The following is a 17,734-nucleotide window of genomic DNA, read 5'->3' as shown; positions in this document are numbered from 1 at the left end:
AGAGCTTAGCTTGGCAAGTATTCGCTGCGCCTGAGCGAAAGACGCTCAGCCGGGCCCGTCGTATTCGATCGCCTCGGCCGCGTTGCCGGAGAGGATGAACCCGATCGGGCGCTCGGCCTCTTCCGTCAGGTGTCCGATAAGGCCGGCGGTGCGGCACAGGAGGCCGATGCCTTTCAGCGCCGCGAGCGGAAAGCCGACATCGAGCATGATCGAAGGGATCGCGGCGTTGACGTTGATCGGCAGATCGCGGCCGATGGTCTCCGGCAGCACAGCCTTGAGCGCGCGCATCATCGCCACGTGCTCGCCCGAGACGCCGCGCTCGTCGGCCATTTCGAGCAGGCGGTTTGCTCGCGGATCGCCGCCGGCGTGCTGTGGATGGCCGAAGCCGGGTACCGCCTTGGTATGCTCGCGCCAGCGCTCGACGTTGCGCTTCGCGACGATTTCGATGGGGTCGCCGCTCGCGCGCAGGTCCGCCACGCACTCGGCGTAGAACCGTCCGGCGATTTCGGCGCTCCCCAGCACGACCGAGCCGCAGCCGAGCAGCCCGGCGGCGACGGCGCCCTGCAGCGCCTCCGGCGCAGCGGCGTAAGTCATCCGCGCGGCGACGACGCTCGGCACGAGCCCATGCTCGGCCAGTGCCACCAGCACGGCGTTGGTGAGATAGCTCTGATCCTCATTCGGCATCCGGCCGGTCACCAGCAGCCAGAAGTAGCTGGTGAAGTCGATGCGCCCCATCAGATCGTTCACCAGGTCGTGCCCGCGCACGGTGATGCTGTCCGCGTCCGAAGTGCAGATGGCGGTGTACGGCGCGTCCTGCTTGCCGATGCGCATGAATGTCTCTCCTTGCGGCCGCTATCGAGCGGCCGTTATGACCTGGTCAACACTTAACCCGTTCGTCCTGAGCCTGTCGAAGGACGAATTGGCGGAACCCGCGTGATCTCGTGCTTCGACAAGCTCGGCACGAACGGACTTGGAGAAGAAGCTGGTGGCAAAGCCGCTGCAAGGCATTCGCGTGCTCGACCTGGGCACTTTCATCACCGGGCCCGCGGCGGCGATGCTGCTGGCGGACCTTGGGGCGGAGGTGATCAAGGTCGAACAGCCGGGCACCGGCGATCCCTATCGCGCGTTCGACGGCGACCTCTATTCACCGCACTTCCAGACCTACAACCGCAACAAGAAGTCGGTCGAGCTCAACACCAAGGACCCGCAGGACCTCGCCATTTTCGACGAACTGGTGGCGAGTGCCGACGTGCTGATCCAGAACTTCCGCCCCGGCGTGGCCGAGCGCATGAATGTCGATGCCAAGCGGCTCCAGGCGCTGAACCCGCGCCTGGTCTATGCCGACATTTCCGGCTTCGGCAGTGACGGCCCGCACCGCGACCGCCCCGCGTTCGATACCGTGGCGCAGGCCGCCACGGGATACTTGCGCCTGCTGGTCAACCCGGAGCACCCGCGCGTGGTCGGCCCCGCGATCGGCGATGCGGTGACGGGGTTCTACGCCGCCTATGGCGTGCTGGCGGCGCTGTATGAGCGCGAGAAGACCGGCAAGGGCCGCCACGTGGAAACGTCGATGTTCGAGGCGATGAGCCACTTCAACCTCGACGACTTCACCCATTACCTCGCGGTCGACGAGATCATGGGGCCTTATTCGCGGCCCCACGTCTCCCAGAGCTACGTCTTCGAATGCGCTGACGGCGGGTGGATCGCCCTGCACATGTCGAGCCCGCCGAAGTTTTGGGAGAACCTCGCGCGGGCGATGGAAGTGCCGGACATGCTCGAACGGCCGGAGTTCGCCAGCCGCCCCGCCCGCATCGCCAACTACGAGAAGGTGATCGCCTTCTTGGCGCCGCGGTTCAAATCGCAGCCGCGCGCGCACTGGGAAGAGCGGCTCGCCGCGCTCGAAGTGCCGCATTCGCCGGTGCTCGATTCGAAGGAAGTGCTCGAAGGCCCGCTGGGGCAGCACCACGGCATTTTGGCGGAGGCGGACGGGCCGCGCGGCACGTTCCGCACGATCCGCACCCCGCTGCGCTTCGACGGGGAGATCGAGCGCGAGGTGACCGCTCCACCCGAGCTGGGCGCGGACAACGAGACGGTCCTGGGCCGCAAGTAGAGGCGATTTGCACCGCGCCGCGCGCGTGTTATCTTCCGCCCGAGGCGCCGATCGCAAGATACGGCGCGTGGGAGAGAGACGATGACCAAGCTGCCGAGCCGCCTGCACCACACCGCCTATGTGACCAAGGATCTCGAAGCCACCCGCGCCTTCTACGAAGACGTGATCGGCCTGCCGCTGAGCGCGACCTGGTGCGAGACCGATCACCTGTTCGGCAAGGACCGGACTTATTGCCACGTGTTCTTCGACCTTGCGGACGGGAGCAGCCTGGCCTTCTTCCAGTTCGCCGACCCGGAGGACCAGGCGGAGTTCGATCCGCCGCTTCCGCCTTCCCCGTTCCGCCACATCGCGCTGAACGTCGACCAGGAGACCCAGAGGGGCATCGAGCAGCGCATCGCCGCCGCCGGCATTGCGCCCCCGAACACGTTCGCTCTCGAGCACGGCTACTGCAGGTCGGTCTATGTCACCGACCCCAACGGCATGATCGTCGAGTTCTGCTGCGACGATCCGCGCGCCGCGATCGGTGCGGAGGAGCGCAAGGCCCGGGCCCATTCCGAGCTCAAGCGCTGGCTGGCGGGCGACCACACCACCAACAACACCTTCCGGCACGAAGAAGCCGCCTGACGCGGCGAGGGAAAACAGGCTGAACTGCGCTCGCGGATCCGGAGCCGACCCGCTCCGGCCGTGAGGGAGGCTGTTCCAGGCCATGCTTGCGCGCGCCGCCCCGACGCGCGACCGGCGCGCGGGCGTGCACGTCTCGAGCGCCGGATCCTGCTCGCCATCGCCGTTCCCAAGCAGGCGTTTCTGTGGCACTATGTTCCTAGAGACTTGAGCAATTTTCTCTGGGGAGAGGAATGATGCGCCGCTCGATTACCATGCTCGCCGCCGCCGCGTCGATCGCGCCGACGATCGCCCAGGCAAACGATTGCCCCGCCGGGATGTCCGACGAAGTCGAGGCAGCTCTGGGGGAGACGGTCGCCTGGCTGGAAGCCGGCCAGACCGTGCACACGCCGGCCGGGCTGACGATGCTGGACAAGCCGGTCAGTTACGTGATCGCCAAGCGTTCGGCCGAAGGCGAGCGGATCCAGCAACTCGATTACCGGTTCAACGGACTCATACGGCCTGCCGATCAGGAATATCCGTCAGATTTGCGCAAGGCGTTCGACAAGGCCTTCAATTCCTCCGTGTGCGGCAAGGACCGCGACCCGGTCTGCGCGATCACATTCAGCAACAAGGAAGGCGGCGGGCGCCTTTCCGGAGGCAAGCTGAGCGTCGGCGACTTGTGGATCCCGGACGATGCCCGCGGCCCGGCGCTGCAACTGGTCAAGGCCGACGAGAACCTCGGCAACGGCGATCCGGTCTTCCTGATCTGCCTCTACTGACACCGGCAAAGGCCGCCGCGCGAACGCCACTGGCGAGACGGGCGGCAAGCCGCTACGCAAGCCGCGGCGCGGGCGTGGCGGAATGGTAGACGCCGGGGACTTAAAATCCCCTGGGCTTTGCCCGTGTGGGTTCGAGTCCCACCGCCCGCACCACGCTGTCGTCGCCGGCCTCGAAGCCGATACCAGGCTGCGCCGCGCTCCTCGCCGACCCCGTGCCCTCGAGCAGGCCCGGTGGCGATGCAGCTACACTCATCGGTGAGTTTACTTGAACCGGCGCACGGCGCACGAGAATGCAGCTACCGCGAAAGGACGAACTCATGGCCGCAGACGCTGCCCTTACCCGAGCTCAGATCCTGCAGGCCGCCGACGACCTCTTCTATGCCGAGGGCCTGGCGAGCGTCAGTCTGGACCGGATCGCCGCCCGCGCCGGCGTGACGAAGAAGACCGTCTACTACCACTTCCGCTCCAAGGACGACCTGCTGGGTGAATACCTTCAGGCGCGGCGTGGCCCGGTGCTCGAGCGGTACCGGAACTGGGCCGGCACGACCGGCACCGTCGCCGAACGGATGCGGCGCATGTACCGCAAGCTGGCCGAGGCTTCGGCCGACCCGAACTGGCGCGGCTGTGGCTTCATCCGCGCCGCCTGCGAGCTCGCCCATCTTCCCGGTCATCCGGCGGCGGCGGTAGCGCGTCTGCACAAGGCCGAGTTCGAAACATGGCTGCGATCGATGCTCGAGGAAGAGGGCCGCAGCGACAGCGAGCCGCTCGCGCGGGCGCTCCTGATCATCCTGGACGGTGCGATCGTCGAGACGCTCATTCACCGGCGCCGCGACTATGCTCTCGCTGGCGGCGAAGCCGCGATCGCTCTCCTGCACGGCCCGGTGGAGAGGCAGCCGGCCGAGAAGGACGTGCGCACTCTCGCCGCCTGACGCAGGGCCGTCACTTCCGCCGGTTGCACCGGTCCAGCTCCTCCGCCGGCATCGCCCCGGCAGGCCCATCGAAGGACGTCACCCCTCCCATCATGCGGGCGAGGCGGTAGCAGGCTCTCTGACGCGTGGCCGGATCATCGCGGATGCGGGCGGTGCAGGCGTTGCCGGTGCACGTCCAGACTACGTCTTCCACCACGACGCGAGGACGCGCAGGATGCTTCGACCCGACGATCGCCGTAACCAAGACCTCGCGCTCCCGCGAAGCCGCAGCGGCCATACTTGCGCCTCCAGCCGGCAGGAGCAGAGAGGCGGCGAGCGCAACGAACTGGACAGTCTTCTTCATGCAGGAAGACTGCTCCGCAAGCGGGTGCCGCTCAATTCACTGTTCGGTGTATGACCTGGCAGCCCTGCCGAGCCATCATGCTCCGCGGCGCACCCGTACGACGGGTTCCGCTCAGGACACCATTACCTCTCGGCCCCGACTAGGCCTTCCCGGCAACCATCAGGCGTGCAGGCTCAAGCTCGCTTTCCGCCAGCGGCGAAACGCGGTTGCGCTGCAGTTCCGATCCGAACCATGTGAGCGTCGTGCGCAGCCCTTCGCGGAGCGGCGTGGTCGGTTTCCAGCCGAGCAGTTCATGCGCGAGGGTGATGTCCGGGCGCCGGCGGCGCGGATCGTCGGTCGGCAGCGGCCGGTGGCAGACCTCGATCGGGCGGCCGGCCATCTCCCTCAGCGTCTCCACCAGTTCGTTGATCGTCAGTTCCTGCGGGTTGCCGATGTTGATCGGCTGCGGTTCAGGCAGGTCGCTTTCCATCAGCCGCCAGAGGCCGCGGACCGTGTCGCCGACATAGCAGAAGCTGCGCGTCTGCGTTCCGTCGCCGTAGATCGTCAGCGGCTCGCCGGAGAGCGCCTGGCAGATCAGGTTGGAGATCACCCGACCGTCATCCAGCCGCATCTGCGGGCCGTACGTGTTGAAGATCCGCGCCACGCGCACGTCGACCCGGCTGGTCCGCAGGAAGTCGAACGTCAGCGCCTCGGCCGCCCGCTTGCCTTCGTCGTAGCAGGCCCGCGGCCCGGTGCAGCTGACGTTTCCGCGATAACTTTCCCGCTGCGGGTGCATCTCCGGATCGCCGTAGACCTCGCTGGTGGACGTCAGCAGGAAGCGGGCGCCGGACTGCTCCGCAAGGCGCAGCAGCCGGTCCGTGCCGAGCACGTTGGTTAGCATCGTGTGCTCGGGATCGGCCTGGTAGAGCTCCGGCGAAGCCGCGCAGGCAAGGTTGTAGATGCGCGTGAAGCGGCCCGCGTGGCGAAGGATCGATGCCGGCAGCGGATCGACGATATCCGCCTCCACGAACTCGAAGCCGCTCTCCCCTTCGAGCGACAGGATGTTCGCTTCCCGCGAAGTCTGCAGGTTGTCGAGGCAGACGACCTGCTCCCCGCGGTCGAGCAGGAAGCGGCAGAGGTGCGAGCCGATGAAGCCCGCGCCACCGGCGACGAGCGTCAGTTCCTTGTTCGTTTTCATGATGCCACTGCTCTCCTGCTCTGCATTTGCGACCTGCGCCGGGCTGCGCCCGCCATCAGATCGCCTTCGAATTGTTCGGCCCGCTTGCGGGCGCTGTGTCCGGCAAGCACCGCCTGCCGGGCGGCATTGCCGATCGCTTCCGCCGGCCCGGCCAGCGCGTCGATCACGTCCTGCGTGGTGTCGGCGAGGACGATCTCGCGCCCCGGTTCGAAGATCTCCTCGATGCCCGCCCAGCGGTCGGACACGATCGGCGTGCCGCACGCTCCCGCCTCGAACAGGCGCACGGACGGCGACCAGCCGGCGGCGATCATGTCCGCCCGCGTGACGTTCAGGGTGAAGCGGGAGGCGGCGTAGAATTCAGGATGATCGGCGGGCGGCAGGTGCTCGATCCGCTCGACGTTGGCCGGCCAGTCGATGCCGGCCGGATACTGCGGACCGGCCACGACGAAGCGCAGGTCCGGCCGGGCCCGCGCCGGCTCGATCAGCAGCTTTTCCAGCGTCGGCTGCCGGTCGTCGCTATAAGTGCCGAGATAGGACAAGTCCCAGCGCTTCGGCACGTCGAGCGGCCGATAGCGGTCGGTGTCGACCGAGCAGTAGAGCGGACGCGCGCACGGCGAGCCGAACTGGCGCTCCAGCCGATCGAGCGTCGGCCCGCCGGTGAACGAAAAGTAGATGTCGTAGCCGGGGATGAGTTCAGGGATCAGGTATTCGTCGTCGCCGCGCTCCAGCCGCGCCAGCGTGACCGGCGTATCGATGTCGTAGAAGCAGGTCGTGCCGCCGGCATGGCGCTGTACCCAGCGGCCGACCGCGACGCCTTCGGGAACGTAGGACCCGACCATGACCGCGTCGGCCCGCTCGATCTCCCCGCGCCAGCGCTCCAGCTCCGGCACGCTGTCGTAGTAGAGCAGCTCGCAGAAGTCGGGGTCCGGCAGGTCGCGGTGGTCGGCATACCAGGGCTTGTCCCGCTCGAGGAACAGGATCTCGTGGCCGCGCTCGGCGAAGGCGGACAGCAGCGCACGGAAGGTCGTGGCGTGGCCGTTGCCCCACGAGGAGGACAGGCTAAGGCCGAGCACGACGAGCTTCATGCCGCGACCTCCCGCAGGCGTGCCTTGGTCTCGCGCAGGGTCGCATCGACCTCGGCGGCACGGAGCTCGTAAGTGTGTTCCGCAAGGACCCGGCGCAGCGCCGCCTGCCCGATGGCCTCGGCACGTTCCGGCGTGAGCGCGGCGAGTTGCTCGGCGACGTCCTGCCCGTCGCGGGCGACCAGCACCTCCTGGCCAGGTTCGAGGAACATCTCGATCCCTTCCCAGGCGTCGGTGATCAGGCATGCGCCCGCGCCGGCAGCCTCGAAGACGCGCGTCGCCGGCGAGAACCCGACTTCGGCCATCGAATCCCGGGCCACGTTCAGCACCGCCAGCGGGGTGCAGTTGAAGGCATTGTGCTGCGCCGTGCCGACATGGCCGATCGGGCGCACGTTCTGCGGCATCGGCTTGTCGTGCCAGCCGTTGCCGCCGATCATGAAGCGCTTGTCCGGCAGCAGCTCGGCGGCGCGGAGGAAGAACTCCTCCACCCGCGCCTCCCGGTCGGGCAGGCGGTTGGCGAGGAAGCCGAGATCGCAGGCGAAGGCCGGGTCGGCGGCAACCGGATGGTGGGTCTCCGGATCGAGCGCGTTGTAGATCGGCACGCATTCGCGCGCGCCGAAGCCGCGATAGGCCTCCACCACCGGCGGACCGCCACCGTATGTGAACACGAGGTCGAGATCCGGCAGGGCGCGGCGCACCGGGTGCGACGGATCGGCGCGCATCTCGTCGAGCGTTGCCGCCGCATCGACGTCCCAGTAGATCGTCAGCGCGTCCGGGCGTGCTTCGCGGAGCACGCCTTCGAGCAGTTCGCGGTCGAACACGCCCACGCCGTTGGCCTTGACGACGACATCGGCACGCCCGGCTTCCGCCAGCACATCGTGCATCGCGCTCTCCGTGGCCGGATAGACGACCGAGCGCGCCCATGGCGGCGGGTCGATGTCGCGGTGTTGCTGCCGGTCGAAGGCGTCGGGTTCGTAGAAAGTGATCTCGTGCCCGCGCTCCGCCAGCGCGCGCAGGATGCCGCGATAGTAAGTGGCGGCGCCGTTCCAGTAGGACGACAGCAGGCTCGATCCGTAGAACGCAATCTTCACGCGATTTTCCTTGCCGGAATTGCGGGAGTCAGCTCCTCGACGATGGCGAGCAGCTCGTCGGCGCGGTGGGCGCAAGTGTGGCGGGCGCGGATCGTCTCGAGGCCATTGGCCGCCAGTTCCGCGCGCAGTTCCGGGTCGGCGGCGAGGGCGCGCAAGTGGCGCTCCATCTCGACGCCGTCTCGTCCCACGAGGTAGTCGGTCCCCGGCCGGAACAGGCCCTCGGCATCGTCCCACGGGGCGGAGACGAGCGGGATGCCGCAGGCGAGCGCCTCGAACACGCGGATCGTGGGAATGCCGGGCAGGATCGTCGCGTAGTAGCGGCGCGGGACGTGCACGGTCGCGAGGTGGCGCGCGAAAATTTCTGGCGCGCCTGCGTTGGGAGCCCAGCCGTTATAGCCGGCGCCGTATCGCTCCAGCGTCGCCAGCGCCTCTTCGGAATAGCGCACGCCGTAGATGTCGAGCGGCAGGCCGGCCGCCTTCGCCGGAGCCAGCAGGAAGCGTTCGAGCTCTTCGCTGCGCTCCCCGTCGCCCCAGTTGCCGATCCACACCAGCCCTTCGCGCGGGCCTTCCTGCGCGGGTGGGTGGAAGCGCCTGAGATCGGCCGCCTCGTGCCAGGTCCAGACCCGATCGGCCCAGCCACGCTGGCGGTAGACCTGGGACAGCGTCTCGCCGAACGCGAGCACGCCATCGTAACCGGAGAGGTCGAAGGCCTCCATCTCCTTCGGGGCGCTCACCGCGCGGTGATGGGTGTCGTGGAACAGGAGCTGGAAGGGTGCGCCGGCCTTGCGCAGGGCGCCGAGACGGGCGATCAGCGCCGGCTCGTTCCACTCGTGAACGATGACGAGGTCGGCGCCGTCCACCAGCTCCGCCAGATCGGCATCCGCGCCGAAGGTTTGGGAGGACAGCCGTGGGTATTTGGAGCGATAGGCGTCGAGGCCTCGCTCACCGTGATCCGCAAGCAAGTTCTCGAGGCTCCAGGCACCGGCAGGCTCGAACGCCGTGACCTCGTGGCCGCGGACGATCAGCTCGTCGAGCACGCCGCGCAAGAAGTGGGCGTTGCCGTGATTCCAGCACGAGGCGAGCGAGTGGGTGAAGTAGGCGATCCTCATGCCGCGGCCTCCGTCGGCTGCAGCACGCTGCGGTAGATCGCCGCCATGCCCCGCGCCGTGGCGCCGGGAGTAAAGCGGGAGGCGCGCTGTGCCGCTGCCTCGCCAAGCGCCCGGCGGCGCGGCGGATCGTCGACGATCGAGCCGATCGCCTCGGCGAAGCCCGCCGCGTCGCTCGGCGGGACGAAGATCGCCGCACCGTCCCACAGTTCACGGAACGTGGGAATGTCGGACAGGACCAAGGCACATCCGGCGGAAGCCGCCTCCAGCACTGCCAGCCCGAACGGCTCGAATGTCGCCGCGGAAACGAACACCGGGCGCAGCCCGAGCAGCGCGGGCAGCTCGTTGCCGTCGAGTTGCCCCAGCGCGCGCAGGTGCCGGGGCATGAACTCCTCCCCATGCGGGCCGCGCAGCGCGCCAGCGGCGAGGAACGGAATGTCGAGGCGCGCGGCAACATCGTCCAGCAGCCGCGCGCCTTTCACGTCGTCCCACAGCCGGCCGACGGTGAGAGCGCTGCGAAGGGTCACGCCTTCGGTCGCCGATGGCTCGGCCTCGGGTCGGCCGTTGTGGACCACGAGAGGGCACTCGGGCAGGCCGTAGACCCGCTGCACGATCCGCGCGTGGCTGGCGCTGGGTGCCACCACCGTTTCGGCGGCCAGCAGCCCGCTGCGCGTCATGTCGCGGTGCCAGTGGAAATCCGGCGCAAGCGGCTCCGCACGGGCGGCCTGCCACCAGGTGGCGACGCAGCCGTGCGATACCGCGATCACGGGAGCCGGGAACCGTGCGGCTCCGGCAAGCGCGGGGGAGTTGCAGTGCACGAGGTCGGCTCGCTCCTCGGCGGCGAGGGCGGCGATGGCTTCCGCGGCCCGGCTTACCGGCTCAGGGCCCGCGGAAAGCCAGTCGAGCGGCAGGCCGGTTTCGACAAGCCGCACGCCGGGGATTTCCTCTGCCCTGGCCCGCAGCGATGCGGATGGCGCCGGGCCGAGCACGGCAAGCGTCACCCGGTGCCCCGCGGCCGTTAGCCCGGCTGAGAGGTCCGTGGCATATTGCCAGACCCCGCCGACCGCATCGGCCGTCATCAGGATGTTGAGCCGGCCGCCGGCCATCATACGGCCGCCGCCCGGATCGGCTGCGTGGCCGCAGGCGAGGCTGCGAGGCCACGCTCCGCCGCCAGCCAGTCGAGCAGGTCGCGCACGCCTTGGCGCCACGGCTTGCGCGGAGCCAGGCCCAGCGCGGCATCGGCGGCGCGCGTGTCGGCGACGAACCAGCGCTGGTCCCCGGGGCGCCAATCGGCGAACGTGATCCGCGGCGCGCGGCCGAGGATGACGCCGACTTCCTCCAGCAGGTTCAGCAAGCTCACGGCGTTGGCCGGCCCGCCGCCCCAGTTGAACGCGCGGCCCGAGATGCTGTCGATCTGCGCAAGGGCGGCCAGATAGGCGTCGCAGGTGTCGGCCACGTCGCAGATGTCCCGCACCTGCTCGCCGTCGCCGAACAAGGTGATCGGCTCCCCCTGCAGGGCGCGGATCAGGAAGTGGGCGACCCAGCCCTGGTCCTCGGTGCCCTGCTGCCGCTGGCCGTAGATGCAGCTCATCCGGAATACCGCCGCGCGCATGCCGTAGCTGCGGGCGTAATCGAGCACGTACTGGTCGGCCGCGCCCTTGGAGCAGCCGTAAGGCGTGTGGAAGTCCAGCGGCTGGCGCTCCGACACGCCTCGCCGCGCCAGCTCTCCGTCCGCCGGAACATAGCCGTTCTGGCTGGAGCGCATGCCCACCTCGGCGAGATCGCCGTAGACCTTGTTGGTCGAGGCGAAGATCACCGGCGCGGACGGGCACTGCGCGCGCACGGCTTCGAGCACGTTGAACGTGCCGCCGATGTTGATCTCCAAGTCGTCGCGCGGATCGACCATGCTGGTCGTCACCGCCACCTGTGCGGCGAAGTGGAACACGGCATCCACGCCTCCGACGGCGTCGCTCACCCGGCCGGCGTCGCGCACATTGGCGATGACCGGCTCGATCAAGTCGCCATGGCGGCCGGTCAGCCATTCCAGGTTCGCTTCGACGCCCGGGCGGCTGAGCGCATCCAGCACCCGCACCCGGTGGCCCTGCGCCGCCAGGCGGTCTGCCAGGTTGGAGCCGACGAAGCCGGCCCCGCCGGTCACCAGGATCGTCTTGGGGCGGCCTTCGATCATGCGACCAGCCCGCGGGCTTCGAGCTCGCTGCGTGCATGGGTGACGCGGTCCTCGGCCGTCTGGCCGGAGACCCACTCGGCCAGTTCGGCGAGCCGTTCCGCGAAGTCCTCGCGCGCTTCGAAGCCGAGCGTCTCGCGCGCGAGGGTGGGGTCGCAGAAGCAGTGGCGGATGTCGCCCGTACGCGCCTTGCCGACGATCTCCGCCTCGATGCTGTTGCGCCCCATCGCCCGGGCGAGCTCCGCGGCCACTTCGCGGACCGAACGATCCTGGCCGGACCCGATGTTGAACGTGCCGCCCACGGCTTCGGGCTTGATCAGCGCGTCCGCGAACGCCCGCGCCACGTCGCGCACGTGCACGAAGTCGCGGCGCTGCTCCCCGTCTTCGAAGATCATCGGCGGCTGGCCGTTCATCAGGCGCGAGGCGAAGATCGCCAGCACGCCGGTGTAGGGATTGGACAGCGCCTGACCGGGACCATAGACGTTGAACAGGCGCAGGCAGACGCTCTCGATCCCGTAAGGCCGGCCCATGATATGGGTGATGCGCTCCTGGACATACTTGTTCAGCGCATAGATCGAAGAGAGGCTCGGCCGCTTCCATTCGGGCGTCGCGACCGGCACGAGCGGACGGCCTTCGTCGTCGACCGGGTCCCACTGGGCCTGGCCGTCGCGCAAGGTGCTGCGAGCTGCGTCCTCCACCATCGCACCATCCTCGGTGCGGTAGAGGCCTTCGCCATAGATGCTCATCGACGAAGCGGTGACCACCCGCCGCACGGGATTGTCGATCAGGCGCTCGAACAGCACGGCCGTGCCGACATCGTTGGTGGAGGTGTATCGCTCCACTTCGTACATTGACTGGCCGACGCCGACTTCGGCCGCCAGGTGCACGACGCTGTCCACGCCGCGCAGCGCTTCAGAGACCCGGTCGCCGTCGCGGGCGTCGGCGCGAATGAATTCGACTTCGGATGAAAGAGTGTCGGGCACCCCGGCATGCCCATGAACCTGCTCGATCAGGCTGTCGAGCACGCGAACTCGGTTGCCCCGGCGAAGTAGTTCATCGCAGACCGTTCTGCCAATAAATCCCGCTCCGCCTGTGACAAGGACTGTCTCCGTCATTAATTCCCCTGTGATTGCTAACGAGATGGCGGCCCGTGGACACTTGGATTACTGCGGCGAGGCCGAACGCCTGCGGATGTAACTTATGTTAGTGGAATCGTCTGGGTTGGTTCATTGCCGGAAATGCTTCTTCTTCCTCTAAGTTCCCGCAGCCCCCGTGTGTCCAAGAAGATATCGGAACATTTGTTGTTCCCATGCTTTGTAGAAGCTGCCCCGGTGCTCCGGCGGCGAACGCTGTGCAGCAACAGGGGACGACGATCATCGCAGCCGCCACGATCTTGCCGATCCGCAATGCCGCGGCCCCAGCCGGTCCGGCCATGAACCGCCGTATCGCTGGACGGGGCGAACGAACCAAGGCTTCGAACGAGGGGGCAACATGAGCGCCAGCCGCGCGACAGCGACAGACATCCGCCGGGACGAAGCGACCCACTTGCGCGCGCAAGTGGAAGCGCTCGGCCCGTGGTTCCAAAACATCGATCTCGGCCACGGGATCATGACCGCGCCCGAGCATTTCCTGGGCGATTACCCGAACTTCAAGTTCCGCCGCTTCGCCGATGCCCTGCCGGAGGACCTCACGGGCAAGTCGGTGCTCGACATCGGCTGCAACGCGGGCTTCTATTCCATCGAGATGAAGAAGCGCGGCGCGGAGCGCGTGCTCGGCATCGACAGCGACGACCGCTATCTCGATCAGGCGCGGCTCGCCTCCCGCACGCTCGGCTTTCCGGACATCGAGTACCGCAACCTTTCGGTCTACGACGTCGGCGCGCTCGGGGAGACATTCGACCTCGTGATCTTCATGGGGGTGCTCTACCACTTGCGCCACCCGCTGCTGGCGCTGGACCTGATCCGCGAGCATGTCGCGGGCGACACGATGCTGTTTCAGACGATGCAGCAGGGCACGGACGCGGTGCTGCAGGTCCCCGAGGATCACCCGTTCCACAAGCCGGGTACGACCCAGCCGCCCGACTACTTCGACAACCCGGCCTACCCCAAGATGCACTTCATCGAGCGCGAGTTCGCGCACGACTGGACAAACTGGTGGGCGCCTAACGCGGCCTGCAGCCAGGCGATGCTGCGCGCCGCCGGCTTCACCATCGAGGCCAATCCCGAACCCGAAGTCTATCTCTGCCGCGTCGCGCCCGTGCCTTACGGGAAGTATGGGCCAGCGGCCGTCTATCCAGCGAAAGGGGGTGCGGCGTGATCGAAGCCGCGATGATCTGGAACGAGCCGAACAACAAGTCTCACTGGAACCCGGAGCTTGACCCGGACTGGTCCATCTATGCCGACACCGTGATCCGCGCCGGGAGTGCGATCGCGGAAATGAACCCCGACGTGACCCGCGTGCTCGGCGGAATGTCGCCGATCGATGCGCACTGGGTGCAGCGGATGCGCGGGCACGGCGCGCTCGACCATGTCGACGTGGTAGCGGTGCATGGCTTCCCGCTCGACTGGAACCTGTGGCCGATCCACGCCTGGCCGGACAAGATCGCCGAGATCGAGGCGGTCGTTCCCGACAAGCCCATCTGGGCCACCGAAGTCGGCGTCGGCAGCTTCGGCGCGGAGGAAGTCCAGGTGTTCGGCATCGACAAGACCGCCGAGCTGCTGCTGGACCGCGTGCCGAACGTCTACTGGTATTCGCTGTTCGACCTGCCACAGGAATGGGGCGCCGAGACCCGCCACCGCGAGGCCGAGGGATCGAGTTACTACCGCCATTTCTACATGGGCCTGATCCGCGCCGACGGCACGCCCAAGCCGGCGCTCGAGCACTATGCCCGCTATGCCGACCGGATGGGCCTGATGCAGTGGTTCCATTTCGAGGATCCGCGGCTCGACGATGCGGTCCGCTGGATGAAGGACCTCGGGGTGAAGAAGCTGCGCACCGGCCTTTCCTGGGCCGACAGCTTCCGCCCCGGCGCGCTCGACTGGTTCGACCGGCAGATGGAAGCGCTCGCGGATCTGGAGGTGCTGGTCACCTTCTGCTTCACGCCCGAACATCTCGGGGTCGAGGCGCACCACACGAGCTGCGCGAAGGACCCGCAGGCGTTCGCCGATTTCTGCGCCTGGATGATCGACCGTTACGCTCCGGCGAGCCCCGTGAAGAAGGAAATCCGCGCATGAGCCTAGCGCAGGAAGGAGCCTGACATGCTGTCACCCAACCCCCACGGCATCAACGTGGCGCTGGTCGGCGTCGGCAACTGCGCCAGCTCGCTGGTCCAGGGCCTCGCGCATTACCGCAGCGGAGCCAACGACACGACCGGGCTGATGCATTACGACCTCGGCGGTTACGAACCGGGCGACATCCACGTCGTCGCCGCCTGGGACGTCGACAAGCGCAAAGTCGGGCGGGACGTGGCCGAGGCGATCTTCGCCAAGCCCAACTGCACCACGGTGTTCTGCGACAATGTGGAAAGCACCGGCGCCACAGTGCGCATGGGCCGGATCCTCGACGGCGTGGCCGAGCACATGGCCGCCTTCCCCGACGACCGCACCTTCCGCGTTGCCGACGAGCCCCAGCCGGACAAGGCCGACGTCGTCGCGGCACTGCGCGAATCCGAAACCGACGTGCTCATGAACTATCTGCCGGTGGGATCGCAGGAAGCGAGCGAGTTCTACGCCGAGTGCGCGCTCGAAGCCGGCGTGGCCTTCGTCAACAACATCCCGGTGTTCATCGCCAGCGATCCGCTGTGGGCCGATCGCTTCCGCAAGGCCGGCGTGCCGATCATCGGCGACGACATCAAGGCTCAGCTCGGCGCCACGATCGTCCACCGCGTGCTGACCGACTTGTTCCGCAAGCGCGGTGTGAAGCTGGACCGGACCTACCAGCTCAACACCGGCGGCAACACCGACTTCCTCAATATGCTCGAGCGGACGCGGCTCGCTTCCAAGAAAGTCTCCAAGACCGAAGCAGTGCAGTCGGTCGCGGCATCGCGGATCTGTGACGAGAACATCCATGTCGGTCCGTCCGACTATGTCGCCTGGCAGAACGACAACAAAGTCTGCTTCCTGCGCATGGAAGGGCAGTTGTTCGGCGGCGTGCCGATGAACCTGGAACTGCGCCTCTCGGTGGAGGACAGCCCGAACTCGGCCGGCGTGGCGATCGATATGATCCGCTGCGCCAAGCTGGCCCAGGACCGCGGGCTTGCCGGCCCGGTCAACCCGGCTGCGTCGTACTTCTGCAAACACCCTCCTGAGCAGATTCCCGACGACGCCGCATGGGCCGCGCTCGAAGACTTCATCGCTGCCGACTGAACGAGATGACAGAACAGATGAAAGCGGCCGTGATCACCGGCCCGCGCCAATTCGCCGTGCAGACCGTGGACCTGCCCGAGCCCGCCGAGGGCGAAGTGCGCGTGCGCCTGGAAGGCTGCGGCGTCTGCGCGTCGAACCTGACGCCTTGGGAAGGGCCGGAGTGGATGCAGTTCCCCACCCCGCCGGGTGATCTCGGCCACGAAGGCTGGGGCAAGATCGACGCGGTCGGCCCGGGTGTCGAAGGGCTGCAGCCCGGCGACCGGGTAGCCGCGCTGAGCTTCCGCTCCTACGCCGAAGCCGACATTGCCAAGGCATCGATGGTGGTGAAGCTGCCCCCGGAGCTGGACGGCCGGCCTTTTCCGGGCGAACCGCTGGGCTGCGCGTTCAACATCTTTCGCCGTAGCGACATTCGCGCCGGCCAGACGGTGGCGATCGTCGGCATCGGCTTTCTCGGGGCCGTGCTGACGAAGCTGGCCAGCGATGCCGGAGCGCGGGTCATCGCCATCTCCCGCCGGCCTGAATCGCTCGGCCTTGCCCGCCGCTACGGCGCGGCCGAGACGATCCCGATGGACGATCACTGGGCGATCATCGAGCGCGTGAAGGAGTTGACCGGCGAGGCGCTGTGCGAGCGGGTGATCGAGTGCGTCGGCAAGCAATGGCCGCTCGATCTCGCCTCCGAACTCGTCGGCTTCGGCGGCAAGCTGGTGGTCGCCGGCTACCACCAGGACGGGCCCCGCCAGGTGAACATGCAGGCCTGGAACTGGAAGGGGATCGACGTGATCAACGCGCATGAGCGCGATCCCGCGGTGCAGCTTCAGGGCGTGCGCGAGGCGGTGGAAGCCGTCGCGACCGGACGGCTCGACCCGGCGCCGCTTTACACCGGAACCTATACGTTGGATCAACTCAGCGAGGCGCTCGACGCCACGCGCGACAAGCCGGGCGGGTTCGTCAAGGCGCTGGTGACGTTCGCATGAGCAGGCCTCGCGTCGGATTCCTCGGCACCGGCTGGATCGGCCGCCACAGGATGCAGGCCATCGTGGCCGGCGGAGCGGTTGAGGCCGTCGCCGTATCCGATCCCGACCCGGACTGTGCGGCGCAGGCGGCGGACCTCGCGCCGGGCGCTGCGGTGCTGCCCTCGCTGGAAGGCCTGCTCGATCATGGCCTCGACGGCCTGGTGATCGCCACCCCGAGTGCGCTCCACGCCGAGCAGGCGATCGCCGCGCTGGACCGCGGCGTCGCCGTGTTCTGCCAGAAGCCGCTCGGCCGCAACGAGGCCGAGGCGCGCGGCGTGATCGAAGCCGCGCGGCAAGCCGACCGGCTGCTGGCTGTGGATTTGTCCTATCGCCGCACCGCCGTCGTCGAAGCGATCGCCGGCCCGATCCGCGGCGACGAGCTAGGTCAGATCTTCGCCGTCGACCTGGCGTTCCACAATGCCTACGGCCCGGACAAGCCGTGGTTCTATGACCGCACTCTGTCTGGTGGCGGCTGCGTCATCGACCTCGGCGTCCACCTCGTCGACCTGGCGCTTTGGCTGCTCGGCTTTCCGGAAGTCGAGCGGGTCCAGTCCCGCCTGTTCGCCGGTGGCCAGCCGCTATCCGCAGGCTCGAACGAAGTCGAGGACTACGCGCTCGCCACGCTGGACCTCGCCGGCGGCACGGCCGTGCGGCTGGCCTGTTCCTGGCACCTCCACGCCGGCCGCGATGCCGCCATCGAAGCGGACTTCCACGGGACCGCAGGCAGCGTGTCGATCCGCAATGTCGCCGGCAGCTTCTACGACTTCGAAGCCCATCGCCACCGCGGCACCTCTACCGAGCGCATCGCCGCCCCGCCCGACGACTGGGGCGGCCGCGCCGCCGCGGCCTGGGCCGAACGGCTGGCGCAGGACCGCTCGTTCGACGCGGAAGCCCTGCACCTGGCGCAAGTCTCCCGCGTGCTCGACCGCATCTACGAGGGCGGCTGAACCCC

18 protein-coding genes and 1 tRNA gene are annotated in these 17,734 nt (G+C 68.0%); 10 read left to right on the top strand and 9 right to left on the bottom strand.

Features of this window, described 5'->3' with window-relative positions; translation table 11 throughout:
• Positions 1-45 precede the first annotated feature (45 nt).
• The gene (locus tag GRI75_RS01415; protein WP_160745145.1) at positions 46-831 is read right to left on the bottom strand and encodes a citryl-CoA lyase; all 786 of its coding nucleotides are present in this window, start codon (positions 829-831) and stop codon (positions 46-48) included.
• Positions 832-985: 154 nt separating this feature from the next.
• On the opposite strand from GRI75_RS01415, the gene GRI75_RS01410 reads away from it, so the two are divergent.
• The 5 genes from GRI75_RS01410 to GRI75_RS01390 all read left to right on the top strand — a co-directional run bounded on the left by GRI75_RS01410 (position 986) and on the right by GRI75_RS01390 (position 4,421).
• Positions 986-2,110 carry a CaiB/BaiF CoA transferase family protein gene (locus GRI75_RS01410; protein WP_160745144.1) on the top strand — a complete coding sequence of 375 codons (1,125 nt, stop codon included), beginning with the start codon at positions 986-988 and terminating at the stop codon, positions 2,108-2,110.
• An 81-nt stretch (positions 2,111-2,191) separates the two neighbouring features.
• A complete protein-coding gene (locus GRI75_RS01405) occupies positions 2,192-2,734 on the top strand; it encodes a VOC family protein (RefSeq protein WP_160745143.1) in 543 nt (180 codons plus the stop codon).
• A gap of 230 nt (positions 2,735-2,964) precedes the next feature.
• The gene (locus GRI75_RS01400; RefSeq protein WP_160745142.1) at positions 2,965-3,492 is read left to right on the top strand and encodes a hypothetical protein; all 528 of its coding nucleotides are present in this window, start codon (positions 2,965-2,967) and stop codon (positions 3,490-3,492) included.
• Positions 3,493-3,560: 68 nt separating this feature from the next.
• Positions 3,561-3,645: transfer RNA gene (locus GRI75_RS01395), tRNA-Leu, on the top strand.
• Positions 3,646-3,809: 164 nt separating this feature from the next.
• On the top strand, positions 3,810-4,421 hold the full coding sequence (locus GRI75_RS01390) for a TetR/AcrR family transcriptional regulator (RefSeq protein WP_160745141.1): 612 nt from the start codon (positions 3,810-3,812) through the stop codon (positions 4,419-4,421).
• Between the two features lie 10 nt (positions 4,422-4,431).
• Here the strand turns inward: GRI75_RS01390 and GRI75_RS01385 are convergent, their stop codons facing one another.
• From GRI75_RS01385 to GRI75_RS01350, 8 genes are all read right to left on the bottom strand, one after another.
• The gene (locus GRI75_RS01385; RefSeq protein WP_160745140.1) at positions 4,432-4,764 is read right to left on the bottom strand and encodes a CC_3452 family protein; all 333 of its coding nucleotides are present in this window, start codon (positions 4,762-4,764) and stop codon (positions 4,432-4,434) included.
• Positions 4,765-4,903: 139 nt separating this feature from the next.
• Positions 4,904-5,941: a UDP-glucuronic acid decarboxylase family protein gene (locus tag GRI75_RS01380; protein ID WP_160745139.1), complete on the bottom strand. Its 1,038-nt coding sequence runs from the start codon at positions 5,939-5,941 to the stop codon at positions 4,904-4,906.
• Positions 5,938-7,026, bottom strand: a complete 1,089-nt coding sequence (locus GRI75_RS01375; protein ID WP_160745138.1) for a CgeB family protein — start codon at positions 7,024-7,026, stop codon at positions 5,938-5,940. The genes GRI75_RS01380 and GRI75_RS01375 overlap by 4 nt, the downstream gene beginning before the upstream one ends.
• Positions 7,023-8,114, bottom strand: a complete 1,092-nt coding sequence (locus GRI75_RS01370) for a CgeB family protein (protein WP_160745137.1) — start codon at positions 8,112-8,114, stop codon at positions 7,023-7,025. The genes GRI75_RS01375 and GRI75_RS01370 overlap by 4 nt, the downstream gene beginning before the upstream one ends.
• On the bottom strand, positions 8,111-9,223 hold the full coding sequence (locus GRI75_RS01365) for a CgeB family protein (protein ID WP_160745136.1): 1,113 nt from the start codon (positions 9,221-9,223) through the stop codon (positions 8,111-8,113). The genes GRI75_RS01370 and GRI75_RS01365 overlap by 4 nt, the downstream gene beginning before the upstream one ends.
• Positions 9,220-10,329 carry a glycosyltransferase family 4 protein gene (locus GRI75_RS01360; RefSeq protein WP_160745135.1) on the bottom strand — a complete coding sequence of 370 codons (1,110 nt, stop codon included), beginning with the start codon at positions 10,327-10,329 and terminating at the stop codon, positions 9,220-9,222. Before GRI75_RS01360 ends, GRI75_RS01365 begins: the two co-directional genes overlap by 4 nt.
• Positions 10,326-11,408, bottom strand: a complete 1,083-nt coding sequence (locus GRI75_RS01355; RefSeq protein WP_160745134.1) for an NAD-dependent epimerase/dehydratase family protein — start codon at positions 11,406-11,408, stop codon at positions 10,326-10,328. Before GRI75_RS01355 ends, GRI75_RS01360 begins: the two co-directional genes overlap by 4 nt.
• Positions 11,405-12,520 carry an NAD-dependent epimerase/dehydratase family protein gene (locus tag GRI75_RS01350; RefSeq protein ID WP_160745133.1) on the bottom strand — a complete coding sequence of 372 codons (1,116 nt, stop codon included), beginning with the start codon at positions 12,518-12,520 and terminating at the stop codon, positions 11,405-11,407. The genes GRI75_RS01355 and GRI75_RS01350 overlap by 4 nt, the downstream gene beginning before the upstream one ends.
• A gap of 376 nt (positions 12,521-12,896) precedes the next feature.
• Here GRI75_RS01350 and GRI75_RS01345 point away from each other — a divergent pair, with 376 nt between their 5' ends.
• Genes GRI75_RS01345 through GRI75_RS01325 form a run of 5 tightly spaced genes read left to right on the top strand, consistent with a single transcriptional unit; the run spans position 12,897 to position 17,729 of the window.
• Positions 12,897-13,721, top strand: a complete 825-nt coding sequence (locus tag GRI75_RS01345) for a TIGR04290 family methyltransferase (protein WP_160745132.1) — start codon at positions 12,897-12,899, stop codon at positions 13,719-13,721.
• Positions 13,718-14,638 (top strand): glycoside hydrolase 5 family protein, encoded by a 921-nt coding sequence (locus GRI75_RS01340; RefSeq protein WP_160745131.1) that lies wholly within the window; start codon positions 13,718-13,720, stop codon positions 14,636-14,638. The genes GRI75_RS01345 and GRI75_RS01340 overlap by 4 nt, the downstream gene beginning before the upstream one ends.
• A gap of 24 nt (positions 14,639-14,662) precedes the next feature.
• Entirely contained in the window at positions 14,663-15,769 is a 1,107-nt protein-coding gene (locus GRI75_RS01335; protein WP_160745130.1) for an inositol-3-phosphate synthase, read from the top strand.
• A 5-nt stretch (positions 15,770-15,774) separates the two neighbouring features.
• Entirely contained in the window at positions 15,775-16,743 is a 969-nt protein-coding gene (locus GRI75_RS01330) for an MDR/zinc-dependent alcohol dehydrogenase-like family protein (RefSeq protein WP_202389521.1), read from the top strand.
• Complete coding sequence (locus tag GRI75_RS01325) at positions 16,740-17,729, top strand: Gfo/Idh/MocA family protein (protein WP_160745129.1); 990 nt, start codon at positions 16,740-16,742, stop codon at positions 17,727-17,729. Before GRI75_RS01330 ends, GRI75_RS01325 begins: the two co-directional genes overlap by 4 nt.
• Positions 17,730-17,734 lie beyond the last annotated feature (5 nt).

Origin of the sequence: Croceibacterium soli, from assembly GCF_009828065.1 — a bacterium.
GTDB lineage: Bacteria > Pseudomonadota > Alphaproteobacteria > Sphingomonadales > Sphingomonadaceae > Croceibacterium_B > Croceibacterium_B soli.
Note: the sequence above shows the minus strand (reverse complement) of the source record. Positions and strands in the feature narration are given on the sequence as shown.